Consider the following 14,793-nt stretch of genomic DNA (forward strand, 5'->3'; position numbering starts at 1 on the left):
ATAAAAACAAATACATCACACAACTTAATACTTTTCTTCATTCGTCATGCCGTTCTTCATATACGGTGGAGGCAACTCTCTCATTAACACTGCTCATTTTTGCCTGCGTTGTCCTCATGACACCCATGTTGATCCTGAACCACCAGCGTAATGCTCTTGTGATCCTTGAAGAGAATTCCCGCATGGTGGCTCAGGAAAAATACATTGAATACTACAAAAGAAAAGAAGGAACCCTGAAGCTGGATAAAGATATGGTAAGCAGCTTTGAAACCACCCTTTCCGCTCTGGCTCTTGGTCACCAGATAGAGCAGCCCGGAATGGCGCATATCGATATGCTGAAGGATTCTGAGGTAACCGATAAAAACATCAAGTATGTGGCTGATTATGATGCTTTACTGCCTTTTTCGGTTTTTGGACTGAACAGCATTGAGCAGCAGGTAGTAAGCAGCCGGAGAGCCTGGATAGGTGCTGACGGCAACCGCTGGATGGAGGATAACGGAAACACCGGAATAAAGGATGATATCACGGTTTATGTAAGTACAAAGGAAAGCGATGTTTATCATACTACCATGGACTGTACCTATATAACCCATGAGATACATAAGGCTTCCGGGGAAGAAATGAAAACCCTTCGCACGAAGTTCGGTGGACGATTTTCTCCCTGCGCCTCCTGCAGACCAAATACAAGAATGTCAGTTGTTTACTATACCAGCGGGGCCAGAAGCTATCACAGTACTCCCACCTGTAAAACCTTATCAAGTTACATTCAACCCTTTAAAAAATCCGAAGCAGAGGCTATGGGCAAACATGGCTGCGTCCGCTGCGGTTAAAATCCCTATGTTAAATACTATTATTCTATCTAAAGTCTGTTTTTTTATATTTCTGTTTTATTTTTTTCTGGCCTGTGTATTTGATCTCAGATACAGAGCTGTGCCGAATATGATACATCTCATTTTTATCCTCACAGGATTCCCTTTATTCCTGTATCATAATATTTTTACCAAAACAGCTTTTGACATCTCTTTATTGAATGACCTTGTCATAAGATTTATCCCGGGTCTTCTGTTGCTTTTTGTCAGTCTCGTTTCAAGAGGAGCTCTCGGGATAGGAGATGCTGTATTTATGACCATTTCAGCACTTTATATCAATGTAAGATCCGTACTTTTCATCTTTATCAGCGGCTTTCTTTCGGCATTTGTTTTAAGTGCTGTGATGCTGATTTACGGAAAAATCAAAAACAGGGATCTTCAACATATGTCACTGCCCCTTATACCCCTTATGCTGCCGGGGCTTTATCCAATTCTTATGAATCTTAACCTTTAATCTCTAACCCGGAGTTACTATGAACACAATTGAAGCCACCTATGTACTAAGCTTTACTTTTTTAGTTATAGCCACTTTGATAAACGGAGCCGTCCACCTTCAATCAAAGATCAACAACTTCACAAGAACTGCCATCGAAGAGGAATTGGACAGCCATAAACCGGATGGTGAAAAAATATTTAAACCGGAAAATTTCATTCGGGAAATCAGTATATTTGAGCAGGACATCGATCCTGCAGAAGAAGGAGAGTCCTAATCATGGAAAACAACATCAGTTTTGAACATTCACTTACACATAGCTTTATGAACATCAGGAATATGGATATATCACCGGAAGCATATGAAACAAAGCTTTTAAAGGAAACCCCTGTACCCGGTGCTTTACCTTTGGTTTATGAACATTCACCGGAAGGTACGATCTTAAGCTACAATGTCACCGGTCTTGAACCCATGAACAGGCTTTTCGATACAAAAGCATTATCTCATCAGGACATCTCGGTCTTTATGGAATGTCTCAATGATTTTCTTTCTTCCCTGGAAGAGTATATGATCTCTGAAAACTCCGTATTTCTTTCCTCATCTTCCGTTTTCTACAATCCGGACAGCAACAAGTGGCTTTTTACGCTGATTCCGACATATAACAATGTTTTCAGGGATGAACTTACAGAGCTTCTCACCTATGTTTTAAAGCATATTGATTATGAAGATGACAGAGCCGTCATCATCGGCTATTCCTTATTTCAGGAAACAGGCAAGGAATTCTATCAATTAACTGACCTCATGCGAATCGTGCGCACAAACATTGAAAAAGAGAAGGAGCTGAATAATGTTTCTGCCGATAATACAAAAAAGCAGCCGGGTCTCATTTCCCGGGATGGAATTTTCAGACCTGTGGATGCCGGAATAATCCTGAACAATAACAGTAAGGCTCCTTCTGAAGCTCTTATGGACAGTACTGAAGCAAGTGAAGATATAGAATTTTTGAAGCTGAAGGCTCAGCTCAAGAGCGAAAAGGAAGAGGCGGTCCCCGGAATATCTTCCGGCATAATGTCCCTGTCTTCTGCCTCCCCGTATCCCGAAACCGGTGCTGGCAGTATTTCCTTCCCTTCAGATTACGACAAGAATAACTACCCTGTTAATGACCTTTCTCAAAATGTGGAGGTTCGTAATCTGGCAGAACCTGAGGATTCAAAGCTGTTCGGTATTTTTACATTCCCGCAGATCCATAAGTCAAAGGAAAGCAGAAAAACCGAAGCTTTACAGAATGAAGCAACAATAAAAGACAGGCTTGATTCTAAATCCGGGGATCATTCTCTGAGGGGAAAGATTTTGCTTTCTGTTCTTCTTATGATCGCGATTCCCTCTCTGGTCTGGTTCCTGAAAGGTGCTTTTATCTTTAGAAAAACTCTCCCTCTGATCCTGGCTTTAGAAGCCGGCCTGTCTCTCATGATTGCAATTGACCTCATTATGCATAAAATGCCCGATGAGGCTCAAATTGCATAATACATATTAATACCCATTCCGCCGCCTTTGGTCGACGGCACAAATAGTGATGAAAAGTATTTTTCACACTAATCTCCATTCCACCATCAAACGGCAGAACAAATAGTGATGTGAAGTTATAAATCCGCAGTATTACTCTGCTGCTTCCTTATCCCCGGCTTCCGCTGCTTTCTCTGCCGCTTTTTCTTCTGCATCCAGATCTCTTTCGTAGGTATAATTCAGTATTCCGATATGTTTTTCCAATGCAAAGTCATCCGGAAGATAATTACCAAGCTTTTTTCTGAACTCCTGATTAATAGCAATGGCAGAATAAGCCTTTCCGGAAATAGCACCTATCATATCACTGAATTCCGGTCTGTTAGGAAGAATATAGTAAACCTTTTCCATTTCTGAAAGATCAGTCTTTATTCTTTTATTGTTAAAGCCTGTATTTCCGAAGCCATCAACGGTAATAAAAGGAGTAAACACTATGCTGACCCCTTCCTTGTTTCCGTCAACAGCATAAAGATCAAAAAACTGGGATTCATCATCCCCCTTACCTCCGGCGAACTCGCCTCTTATCCATTTGACTGAACCAACAATCTCCCGGTTAACAAATTGCTCCATGGTAACACTGGGTGTGTTGGGATCTCTCATATCCTTTAACCACTCACCCTGGATATACTTTATGTTACTTTTTACGTATCTGGGATATATGGATGGAAATTCTTCCTGTTTTATAAGTAATACAACCCTCTCTACGCTATACCATCTCTTCATAAAATCACCTCGCCAACGCATAAATAAATTTCTTTCTTTATTTTAATAATTCCCGGAGATTTTTACCAGTCTTTTATAAGATCCTTTATAACTTCTCCACCAATTATCATTCCTGCAACAGATGGTACAAATGCCACAGATCCGGGGGGTGCCTTTTTGAAAGCTCCGGAAGCAACATCGTGATAAGCGGAAGTTTCCGACTCCTCAGGCGATTTTTCCACATTTCCCTTCGGTTTTACAGGTAATTCAGTGGAGAAAACGACTTTAAGCTTCTTTATACCTCTTTTTTTAAGTTCATGACGCATAACTCTGGCCAGAGGATCTATGGAGGTTTTATAAATGTCAGCAACCTGGAATTTTGTAGGATCCAGTTTATTTCCCGCCCCCATACTGCTAAGCACCGGAGTCCCGGCTTCATTACAGGCTGCTATTATCTGTATCTTGGCTGTAACGGTATCTACAGCATCCACAACATAGTCATATTCCCGAAAATCAAATTCATGACTGTTTTCGGGAAGAAAAAACATCCTGTGTGCGTTAACTCTGCACTCGGGATTTATGTCGTTGATCCTTTCTGCCATTACATCAACTTTATATCTTCCGATGGTTTTTCTCGTGGCTATGATCTGACGGTTGATATTGGATTCATTAACTGTGTCATTATCCACCAAGTCAATGCTGCCTACCCCGGTTCTGGCCAGAACTTCACATACATATCCCCCGACGCCTCCTACACCAAACACTATCACTCTTTTATTTTTAAGCCTTTCCACAGCCTCTTTCCCTAGAAGTAACTCGGTTCTGCTGAATGTAGTTTCCATGATAACTCCTGTAATAATCCCAAATCACATAGCATGTATCCGTCCTGTACATTACCTATGTCAACACTATCTTCATGCTTACTAAAAAACCGTCGCCCCGGGGCGACGGTTTCATCATACTTTGTTTACATCAAATCTGCAACGTTAAGCCAGCTTTCGAGAATCTCTTTCTCCTCAGGTCTGTTCTTGGTAAGATTTGCTGCTGCAACGATAGGCAGCCACTTATGTACATAGCTCTTATCTGTATTTGTCTTTGCACAGAAATCAGCATAATACTTCTCAGCTGCATCCTTATTCTTAAGGTACAAAATGATATAAGTTCTTGCAACATCCGCACTTGCATTACCCTGTGAAGCATGTACCCAGTCGATAAGATACATACTTCCGTCATCCTTAACGATGATGTTTGAAGGTCTGAAATCTCCATGCACAAGCTTAAAGTGCTTTGGCATAGACTCAAGTCTTGTAAGAAGCTCATATCTTGTGCTTGAATCAATGGTGTTTAATCCATTAATCTGATAGGTCAGCTTGTCTCTCAGCTTCTGGAGAAGAGGTGCCTTCTTTGTGAAAATAAGAAGCTGAAGGTCTACCATCTTTCCAATATACTCGTCAAGCTTGTCCGGATTTTCATCCATAAGCTGCTGAAGAGTCTTTCCTTCAATGTACTCTTTTTCGATGATCCACTGTCCATCTTCAACTCTGATGCCGATTATCTTTGGTACGTTTATCCCGTCAATATTCTCAACACGAGTATTGATAAATGCCTCATGGAAAACTTCAGACTTGTCAAAATCTTTGGCAAATATCTTTAAGATTTTATCTCCGTCGCGATAAACACTCTGAGTTGCTTTTTGTGATAATAACTCTCTTGCCATGTTCCTGTCTCCTTTACATATAACCCTTATGTATTCACTGTCGTTCTAAAAATGTCCATCCGTTCTTTGGATAAACCTATCATACTACAGTGCTTTCCAAAAGGAAACAAAAATCGTTAAAAAAATAACAAATTTTTTATTATCAATAATTGAACCTGAATACTGCGCATCCGTAGGCCGGTAATGAATATTTGATACGGAATGGTTTACCGTCACATTCTCCTTTTTCTGCAAGATAAACATTCTTTGCATCCGCTCTTGTATTTCCGTTTTCATCCAGGATCAAAGTATATTTGGTCTTTACAGGTGCTCCTACCATGTAGTCCTTTCTTTCCATAGGAGTCATATTGATAACGAAGAGAAGGCTGTTCTTTCCGGTCTTGTCCTTTCGTATAAAGCTGAAAATGGATCTGTCATTATCATCGGCATTGATCCACTCAAATCCCTGCCAGCTGTCATCAAGCTCCCACAAAGCAGGATATTTTCTGTACATATGAAGGAGATCCCTCATAAATTCATGTACATTCTTATGCCATGGTTCATCCATGAGATACCAGTCCAAAGCCACATTCTCATTCCACTCATGAAGCTGGGCAAAGTCCTGTCCCATGAAAAGAAGCTTCTTTCCGGCATGGCCAAACATGAACAGATAGCCGCACTTCAGATTCCTGAACTTGTCCTCATAGATTCCGGGCATCTTGTTTATCATGGAGCACTTAAGATGCACTACCTCATCATGTGAAAGTACAAGAATGAATTTTTCGGCAGTGGCATAGCTCATACCGAAGGTCATAAGGTTATGTGCACCCTTACGGAATAAGGGATCCAGCTTCATGTAATCAAGGAAGTCATGCATCCAGCCCATATTCCACTTATAGGTAAATCCCAGACCATCATCCTCGGGAGGAGTTGTTACCTTCGGCCAGGCTGTGGACTCCTCTGCGATGATCATGGTTCCGTCTTTTCTGCCGCGTATTACGGAATTGAGATGCTTGAAGAACTCCATGGCATCCAGATTTCCGTTGCCTCCAAACTTGTTCGGACACCACTGACCATCCTTACGTCCATAGTCAAGATATAACATCGATGCAACCGCATCCACACGGAGTCCGTCTATATGGTACTCGTCATACCAGTAAAGAGCGTTTCCGATCAGGAAATTCTTTACCTCATTCTTGCTGTAGTTAAATATCTTTGTGCCCCAGTCAGGATGCTCTCCCATACGTGGATCCGGATATTCATAGGTAGGGGTACCGTCAAAATCCGCAAGTCCCTGGGCATCCTTCGGGAAGTGTGCCGGAACCCAGTCAAGAATGACTCCGATTCCCTTCTGGTGCAGATGATCCACCATGTACATAAAATCCTTGGGGGAACCGTATCTGCTGGTAGGTGCATAATAACCTGTAACCTGATAACCCCAGCTTGCGTCCAGAGGATGCTCGGCTATTCCCATAAGCTCCACATGGGTGTATCCCATATCATTACAATACTGTGCAAGCTCATCTGCTGCCTCTCTGTAATTATAGAAACCGTTCTTCTCTTCCCGGTCTTTCTTACGCCATGAACCTATATGACATTCGTAAATGGCCATAGGCTGTGCAAATGTAGGAGTTGCAGCTCTTTTGCTGAGCCACTCACCATCCCCCCATGGATAACCGGCTACATCAGCAGTCTTTGAAGCGGTTCCGGGTCTGTATTCTGCAGAAAAAGCATAGGGATCGGCTTTATATAATATTTCGCCTCTCTGGGTATGTATGGCGAATTTGTAGAGCTCATCATAACCCATGTTTTCTATAAAGCCTTCATATATTCCGCTGTCTTCCAGGGGAAGCATATAATTCGCTTCCACATCCCATCCGTTTCTGTCGCAAACGATGGCTACAGCCTTGGCATGAGGTGCCCAGACAGCAAAATGCATTCCCTTCTTTCCGTTGAGTACAGCAGGATGTGCTCCCATCTTCTGATAAATCTTGTAATTTCTGCCTTCTCCAAAAAGATAACGGTCTAACTGCGTTAAAAATACGGGATCCAATTCTTCCATATTCTGCCTCTTGGTTTTTGGTGCATCAACGGAAACTGCGGTCACAGGTGTGTTTTTTATCGCTACGTTACTTTTTTCCACCTTAGGTTTAGTTATTTTTTTTCTTCTTGATGACCTAGCTGACATTCTTTTCCTCCATTAAAAAAATCATTTATCTCATTTTATTTTTATAATCTTTCCCGAATTCGGTTCAAGATTTATCATGATCCTGTCATCCTGCTCGATCTCAATCTCTTCTTCCGTAATAAGATCAAAGGCAACATTACCCTTCACTGGCAGGCTTACATAGAATACAGCCGGTTCTTCTGCATTGTTTAATGCCGTTATCACCGCACTGTTAGTATCTACGCGGGCATATGCCCATTGCTTACATTGGAGATAAAGCTCTTTATACTGTCCCATGTGAAGCTCTGAATTCTTACCGTGTATTTCCGCAAGCTTGGCGACAAAGGAAGTAAAGCTGTTGGGCTTCATTTCGTCAATATTGATGGAAGGTCTCAGAGGACTGTCATCACAACCGTCCTTCTTCCTGCCTTCAAGTCCGAATTCACCGCCATAGTAGATTGAAGGCTTGCCCGGCATGGTAAAAAGAGCCATGTAACAGGGCTTAAGGTTATCTTTATTCTCAAGCTTTGAAGCGATCCTGTCCACATCATGATTCTCAAGGAACAGATACAGATCCCTCGCAATATTCATATTCCGATTGAGATTATGGGCAATCTCAAAAAAGTTATGGCTGTTGAAACCGCTGTAAATGGATTTATGAAGCTCATAGTTTGTGACTGAATGCAGGGTTTCAGCATTAACCCATCTTGGATACTCCCCATGTATAACCTCACCCATAAGCCAGAAATCCGGCTTCATCTGGGTCGTGAAGTATCTTAAGGACTTTTGGAAGTTGATATCCAGAACATCAGCACAGTCAAGCCTCAATCCGTCGATATCAAAGGTATCTACCCAATACTGTACCACTTCTATGAGATATTTTCGCATATGCTCATTGTTGAAGTTAAGCTCCGGAAGCTCCCATGCCCCGCGCCATGCGGAATAGCCGAAATTATCACCTCTCGGTGAACGACCTCCGAAATTGATGCCTTTGTACCAGTCCTTATACTGACTGTCCGGTCCCTTTTCCCTTATATCTTTAAATGCAAAAAAGTCTCTGCCTGTGTGATTAAAAACTGTATCAACTATTACGTGGATGCCGTAATTATGGGCCGTATCCACAAATTTCCGAAAGTCTTCATTGGTACCCAGTCTACGGTCTACGGTTTTGTAATCAGTGGTGTCATACCCATGACTTCCTGACTCAAAGAGCGGGCCAATGTATATGGCGTCACATCCAAGTACCTTAAGATAGGGGATAAAAGCCGTAAGCTGATCAAAGCGGCGTTTCACTTTTCCGCCATCATTCACTTTTTCGGCTCCCACCATACCAAGGGGATACATATGATAAAAAATTGCACTATCGTACCAGGCCATATTTCCTCCGTATGTAAAAAAAATTCCGCAATGGTCATCAGTCGATAAAGGATTCTTTCGTTACTACCAAAAATTTACCATGTAAGCCATATAGTTTTGAGTACCTCAAAAGAATCCCCGGGGATTATCTGTTTATTTCAGTCTGCTAACAAATTTTTCTATCCTGTCCAGAGCCTTCTTCAGATCCTGAAGCGAATATGCATAGGATATACGCAAAAATCCTTCGCCGCAATCCCCGAAGGCGGTACCTGGAACGAGAGCCACCTTTTCTTCTTGAAGAAGTCTCGTTGCAAATTCCTCCGAACTCATATTAAAGCGTTTGATGGACGGAAATACATAGAAAGCCCCATAAGGCTCAAAACACTCCATGCCCATCTCTCTCAAACGTGTCACCAGATATCTTCTTCTCTCATTATACGACTCTCTCATCTTGGCTACATCATCGTCACCGTTTTTCAGGGCTTCAGTAGCAGCATACTGTGAAGTTGTGGGAGCGCACATGATAGCGAACTGATGAAGTTTGAGAATCTGCTGCATTATGATCTGAGGTCCGCAGCAGTATCCAAGTCTCCATCCGGTCATAGCATAAGCCTTGGAGAAACCGTTGATATAAACAGTTCTCTCACGCATTCCCGGAAACTCGATGATGCTGGAGGGAGTTCCCTTGTAGCTTAGTTCACTGTAGATTTCATCCGTAATAACAAAGAGGTCGTGCTCTTCGATGATAGGTATGATCTTCTCGAGATCCTCCTTCTCCATAATTGCTCCCGTAGGATTGTTGGGGAAGGGGAGTACCAGCACCTTTGTCTTCGGCGTGATCTTTTCCTGAAGCTTCTCCGGTGTCAGTCTGAACTCATCCTTTTCCTCAAGCTCTATAGGCACAGGTGTTCCGCCTGCCATAATGGTGCAGGGAACGTAGGATACGTAACTGGGCTGAGGTACCAGCACTTCATCCCCGGGATCCAGCATTACCCTGAGAGCCATATCTATGGCCTCTGATCCGCCTACAGTTACCAGGGTCTCTGTCACCGGATTATAGTCCACATTGTACTTTCTTTTTATATACCTGGTGATCTCATCTCTCAGTTCCTTAAGGCCTGAATTGGAGGTATAAAAGGTTCTTCCTCTCTCGAGAGAATGTATACCCTCTTCTCTTATATGCCAGGGAGTGTCAAAATCAGGCTCACCGACTCCGAGGGATATGGCATCCTTCATCTCCGAAACTATATCAAAAAATTTTCTTATACCACTGGGCTGAATCCCTGTGATCTTACTGTTCAATGGATTTCTCATGGTGATACCTTCATTCTCTCGTCAACTCTTGGCTGTTCTATAACGGTGCCATGATCTTTATATTTCTTAAGTACAAAATGTGTAGCTGTGGAAAGCACGGAATCCATGGGAGAAAGCTTGCTGGATACGAAGGAAGCGACCTCCTTCATGGTTTTTCCGCTTATAAGCACGGTAAAATCAAAGGAACCTGACATAAGATAAACCGCATCAACCTCATCATACTGATAGATGCGCTGTGCTATGGAGTCAAATCCAAGTCCGCGCTGAGGTGTTACCTTTACTTCTATAAGAGCATCAACTCTCTCATCCTGAGTTTTGTCCCAGTTTATAAGAGTATGATATCCGCAAATAATATGTTCATTTTCCATTGCCTCTATCTCTGCGGCAACCTTGGCGTCAGACTCACCCAGGATACTTGCGATATCCTTGACTGTAAGTCGGGAATTCTTTTCTATGATGGTTAAGATTTTTTCTCTCATGATTTACTCCTTACATTTTTTAAACTTCCCTATAACATTATTTTAATTTTAATATCCTGTAACTGTTCATTCAACTTAAGACTCTATTAAGGTAACGCGATCTTATCCTCCGAACCCTTACCGGCAACCGGAATGTCACTTCCACCGGTCACTGTTTAAGGAATCTGTCAAGCTCTTCATAGCTTTCCCTTGTCAGATATCCGATCTCTGTACCGTCTACCCTTATGCGCTTCTTTTCCTTTGTTATCCTTCCGAAAACAGATGCTTTTACAGGTTCCGTGGTTCTCGCATGCTGTTCACTGTCAAAACCCACTCTTGACCCCTTTAAAAATGTCTCGTCCGCCAGCTTTTTTGATGCTCTTAACTGCATCTCCAGAAAATCACGGCAAAAGTGATCTCCCTTTTCCATGGTCATGAGGAAACAGTCCCGGGACCAAAGTCTGTATGGCAAAACATCGAATAACTCACATATCTCCATGGTAAACTGGCTTACAGGTATGCTGTCGTATCTAAATTCACATCCAAGCCCGTATCCCTTTTTTCTTCCGGTTTCCGGGTCCAATGCAGCCGCCTCACAAAAATCCCACAATGCTTTAAGTATTCCGCCCTTTTCAACCTTTCGTATTTCAGTTACTCCGTAAATCTTCCTGTAATCCGGCATGGCATACTCAACGGGATCTGCCGAAGCCTCCTCCGCTCGCGCCTCCCGGGCGGCATGATACCACTGCTCCATTACAGCTTTCTGATCCGAGAGCTTTCTTTTTTCTTCGGAAAGATAGAAGCTTGAAAATCTTTTATTTATTTCTTCCGGATACAATTCCAAAAGCTTCTCAGCCCCATGGGTACCTATCTCGCCTACTAAAACAAGATCCTGCCCCGGCATTATACTTTGTTCCATACTGTCACCATAATAGATCAGGAAGATCCCTTCCCGATTCTTCGCAGACCGTCACCTGTATCGAGGCAGCTTCTACAGGAACCTGTTATGAAGCGCCTGTGATGTGGCGGACTTATCACTATAAAAGAAGCGGCAGTCCGCAATGGACTGCCGCCTCGCATTTCTCTTTCTTATTTCAAAATATAAGGAAGAACCATTGTCAGCACCATTGCAAATACAAGAGCAATGACAATAACCGCTGATATGGTTTTCTTTGTTTTTGGATTCATCATCTCTATACTGTCTCCCTGAAACCTCTTCTATATTAATGTTTCAACCGGCATCTATGACCTAACGTCAAAAATCCATGCCAACAATTTTTCTATATAATACACTTTTTACTTAATACTGACAAGTTTTTTATAATTTTAGAGGTTCATCCCTGTATTGTCTTTACGGCATCTATCACAGCTCCCCTGAATCCATGTTCCTCCAGGGCCGCAACACCCTTTATGGTTGATCCGCCCGGTGAACAAACTTCATCCTTCATCTCTCCGGGATGCTTTCCGCTGTGGAGCTGCAGTGCAGAGGTACCCTCTATCATCCTTGACACCATCTGATAAGCTGTTTTTCTCGGTATTCCGTACATTACCGCTGCATCTGAAAGTGATTCTATGAACATATCCGTAAAGGCAGGACCGCATCCGCAGACAGTACCGGAAATGCCCAGAAGCTTTGTCTCTACCGGAATAACCAGGCCTATCCTTCCCAGAAGTTCGTTTACGCTTTCAAACTCTTCCTCTGAAAGGGAATTCTTATTCTCCACAACAAAAATCCCCTTATTTATGGCAACCGGAGTATTGGGGCAGGAACATATGACATGAGTCCCCTTAACGAGAACCTCTTCATCAAAGTATCGGTCATAATTATATCCCCATACAACAGACACTATAACCTTGCCGCTTAAAGAAAGCTGAGCTCTTACAGGTGTGATAACCTCTTTTATCTTAGCAGGTTTCACTGCGATAAAGATTATATCAGAAGCATCGATAAGATCCGATATATCTTCAACAGGGTTAATTCCGCCCATTTTCTCACACTTTTCCTTAAGCCTGTCAAAGTGACCTGCTGCTGCATAGCAGTTTTCGGCCGCAAAGCCTGAATTGATAAGTCCTTCAGCTATTGCTCCCGCCATATTCCCAAAACCAATAAAACCAATTTTTAATTCTTCAGCTGTATTCATCCGGAACTCCTCTCTCTGAATGTCTGTGCTTAAAATATAATCTGCAATACCCGACAATCCAACCATCTAATGCATATAAATACTCTGTATCCACTGTAATCCTTCTTTTATTTTATATTCTCATGCTCTCCAATGCCATTTCTTTTTTTGCCGGATAAAAAAACAGACCTATGAGCGTAAATGCCATAAGTCTGCTTTTTGCTTATTAATCCATCAAATATAGTGCTTTTTATGGCTTGAAAACTCAAGTCGGGTAAGGGCTCTTGCGAGTGATGACTGTGTCATCTTATATTCTCCGACTGACTGCTTCTGTCTGAGCTGTTCCAATGCTCTTTCTTTTGCTTCCTCTGCTCTTCTTATGTCTATCTCTTCGGCAGTCTCGCATGTATCAACAAGCACAGTTACACGGTTATTGGCAACTGAGCAGATTCCTCCGCTCACTACCACCGTAATTCTTTCTCCGTCCGGCTTTAGTATACTCATCTGCCCGGTTTCTACTGCAACTATACACGGTGCGTGATGTGCCATGATCCCGCGTGAACCGGTCAGCGTGATTATCTGCAGATATTCTGCCTGAGCATCATAAAAGACTTTATTGGACGCTATTACCTTTAAGCTGAAGCTTGGTGTATCTGCCATTCTATAAACCTCACATTTTACTGTTAACCACTATCATGTTATATGTTTAAAGCTTTTTACTTTCGGCACTCGCGATATCATCTGCCTTTTTCTTTACATCATCGATAGTACCTACATTAAAAAATGCATTCTCAGGATATTCATCCATTTCTCCGTTGATTATGGCCTTGAATCCTCTGACAGTCTCCTGAAGCGGAACATATCTTCCGGGTACACCCGTAAACTGTTCGCCTACGAAGAAAGGCTGGCTAAGGAAGTTTCTTATCTTTCTGGCACGGTATACAGTCATCTTATCTTCCTCTGAAAGTTCTTCCATACCGAGAATCGCGATGATATCCTGAAGTTCTTTGTATTTCTGGAGGATACGTAATACACTCTGCGCTGTATCATAGTGTTCCTTACCTACTATATCCTCTGTCAGTATTCTTGATGATGACTCAAGAGGATCTACAGCCGGATAGATACCCTGTTCAACTACCTTACGGCTAAGTACGGTGGTCGCATCAAGATGAGCAAATGTTGTTGCCGGAGCAGGGTCTGTCAGGTCATCTGCAGGTACATATACCGCCTGAACCGATGTGACCGATCCGCTCTTTGTTGATGCGATCCTTTCCTGTAACTGACCCATCTCAGTTGCAAGAGTCGGCTGATATCCTACCGCTGAAGGCATACGGCCAAGAAGCGATGATACTTCAGAACCAGCCTGTACGAATCTGAATATGTTATCAATAAACAGAAGCACATCCTTATGCTGTACATCACGGAAATACTCAGCCATGGTGAGACCGGTCTCCGCAACTCTCATTCTTGCACCCGGGGCCTCATTCATCTGTCCAAATACGAGGGCTGTATTTTTGATAACTCCGCTTTCCGTCATCTCACTGTAAAGATCGTTTCCTTCACGGGAACGTTCTCCTACACCTGTAAATATGGAGTACCCACCGTGCTCAGTAGCAATGTTTCTTATGAGCTCCTGTATAAGGACTGTTTTTCCTACACCGGCACCTCCAAAAAGTCCGATCTTTCCACCTTTTGCATAGGGAGCAATAAGATCTATAACTTTGATACCGGTCTCAAGTATCTCTTGTGCCGGATTCTGGTCCTCAAACTTAGGCGGTTTTCTATGGATTTCCCAACGTTCTTCCGTTTCAGGATCTTCCTTTCCGTCTATAGCATCACCAAGCACATTGAAAAGTCTTCCCAGAGTTTTTTCTCCTACCGGAACCGTAATTCCCTTTCCGGTATCGATAACTTCCATATCCCTTTCAAGGCCTTCGCTGGCAGTAAGCATGATGCACCTGACTGTACTGTGCCCAAGCTGCTGAGCAACCTCCATGGTACATTTTGTACCATGATTATCTACAATAAGTGCAGTCTTTATCTCGGGAACAGAGCCGGTCTCAAACAAAACATCCACCACCGGTCCCATGACCTGCACAATTTTTCCTGTCTGCATAT

Annotated in this window: 15 protein-coding genes; 4 read left to right on the forward strand and 11 right to left on the reverse strand. The window is 42.7% G+C overall.

What is annotated here, in order from left to right:
• Nucleotides 1-116: 116 nt before the first annotated feature.
• From G625_RS0101860 to G625_RS0101875, 4 genes are read left to right on the forward strand one after another with little or no spacing between them, the layout of a single operon-like run.
• Nucleotides 117-830, forward strand: a complete 714-nt coding sequence (locus tag G625_RS0101860) for a hypothetical protein (RefSeq protein WP_198014815.1) — start codon at nucleotides 117-119, stop codon at nucleotides 828-830.
• Between the two features lie 7 nt (nucleotides 831-837).
• Entirely contained in the window at nucleotides 838-1,323 is a 486-nt protein-coding gene (locus G625_RS0101865) for a prepilin peptidase (RefSeq protein WP_198014817.1), read from the forward strand.
• 19 nt (nucleotides 1,324-1,342) lie between these two features.
• Complete coding sequence (locus tag G625_RS0101870; protein WP_029199766.1) at nucleotides 1,343-1,579, forward strand: hypothetical protein; 237 nt, start codon at nucleotides 1,343-1,345, stop codon at nucleotides 1,577-1,579.
• 2 nt (nucleotides 1,580-1,581) lie between these two features.
• Nucleotides 1,582-2,826 carry a DUF6382 domain-containing protein gene (locus G625_RS0101875; RefSeq protein ID WP_029199767.1) on the forward strand — a complete coding sequence of 415 codons (1,245 nt, stop codon included), beginning with the start codon at nucleotides 1,582-1,584 and terminating at the stop codon, nucleotides 2,824-2,826.
• Nucleotides 2,827-2,958: 132 nt separating this feature from the next.
• Here the strand turns inward: G625_RS0101875 and G625_RS0101880 are convergent, their stop codons facing one another.
• From G625_RS0101880 to atpD, 11 genes are all read right to left on the reverse strand, one after another.
• The gene (locus tag G625_RS0101880; RefSeq protein WP_029199768.1) at nucleotides 2,959-3,585 is read right to left on the reverse strand and encodes a hypothetical protein; all 627 of its coding nucleotides are present in this window, start codon (nucleotides 3,583-3,585) and stop codon (nucleotides 2,959-2,961) included.
• Between the two features lie 62 nt (nucleotides 3,586-3,647).
• Complete coding sequence (locus G625_RS0101885; RefSeq protein ID WP_029199769.1) at nucleotides 3,648-4,406, reverse strand: tRNA threonylcarbamoyladenosine dehydratase; 759 nt, start codon at nucleotides 4,404-4,406, stop codon at nucleotides 3,648-3,650.
• A gap of 125 nt (nucleotides 4,407-4,531) precedes the next feature.
• On the reverse strand, nucleotides 4,532-5,281 hold the full coding sequence (locus tag G625_RS0101890) for a phosphotransferase (RefSeq protein ID WP_029199770.1): 750 nt from the start codon (nucleotides 5,279-5,281) through the stop codon (nucleotides 4,532-4,534).
• A gap of 142 nt (nucleotides 5,282-5,423) precedes the next feature.
• Nucleotides 5,424-7,322, reverse strand: a complete 1,899-nt coding sequence (glgB, locus tag G625_RS0101895; protein WP_029199771.1) for a 1,4-alpha-glucan branching protein GlgB — start codon at nucleotides 7,320-7,322, stop codon at nucleotides 5,424-5,426.
• Between the two features lie 156 nt (nucleotides 7,323-7,478).
• Nucleotides 7,479-8,804 carry an alpha-amylase family glycosyl hydrolase gene (locus tag G625_RS0101900; RefSeq protein ID WP_029199772.1) on the reverse strand — a complete coding sequence of 442 codons (1,326 nt, stop codon included), beginning with the start codon at nucleotides 8,802-8,804 and terminating at the stop codon, nucleotides 7,479-7,481.
• A 132-nt stretch (nucleotides 8,805-8,936) separates the two neighbouring features.
• Nucleotides 8,937-10,097, reverse strand: a complete 1,161-nt coding sequence (locus tag G625_RS0101905) for a pyridoxal phosphate-dependent aminotransferase (protein WP_029199773.1) — start codon at nucleotides 10,095-10,097, stop codon at nucleotides 8,937-8,939.
• Nucleotides 10,094-10,576: an Lrp/AsnC family transcriptional regulator gene (locus G625_RS0101910; RefSeq protein ID WP_029199774.1), complete on the reverse strand. Its 483-nt coding sequence runs from the start codon at nucleotides 10,574-10,576 to the stop codon at nucleotides 10,094-10,096. Before G625_RS0101910 ends, G625_RS0101905 begins: the two co-directional genes overlap by 4 nt.
• Nucleotides 10,577-10,724: 148 nt before the next feature.
• On the reverse strand, nucleotides 10,725-11,474 hold the full coding sequence (locus G625_RS0101915) for a hypothetical protein (RefSeq protein ID WP_156884993.1): 750 nt from the start codon (nucleotides 11,472-11,474) through the stop codon (nucleotides 10,725-10,727).
• Nucleotides 11,475-11,889: 415 nt separating this feature from the next.
• Nucleotides 11,890-12,696, reverse strand: a complete 807-nt coding sequence (proC, locus tag G625_RS0101925; protein WP_029199776.1) for a pyrroline-5-carboxylate reductase — start codon at nucleotides 12,694-12,696, stop codon at nucleotides 11,890-11,892.
• A 213-nt stretch (nucleotides 12,697-12,909) separates the two neighbouring features.
• Nucleotides 12,910-13,335 (reverse strand): ATP synthase F1 subunit epsilon, encoded by a 426-nt coding sequence (gene atpC / locus G625_RS0101930; protein ID WP_029199777.1) that lies wholly within the window; start codon nucleotides 13,333-13,335, stop codon nucleotides 12,910-12,912.
• A gap of 46 nt (nucleotides 13,336-13,381) precedes the next feature.
• Nucleotides 13,382-14,791, reverse strand: a complete 1,410-nt coding sequence (atpD, locus tag G625_RS0101935) for a F0F1 ATP synthase subunit beta (RefSeq protein WP_029199778.1) — start codon at nucleotides 14,789-14,791, stop codon at nucleotides 13,382-13,384.
• Nucleotides 14,792-14,793 lie beyond the last annotated feature (2 nt).

Source organism: Oribacterium sp. NK2B42, assembly GCF_000424445.1.
Classification (GTDB): Bacteria; Bacillota; Clostridia; order Lachnospirales; family Lachnospiraceae; genus Oribacterium.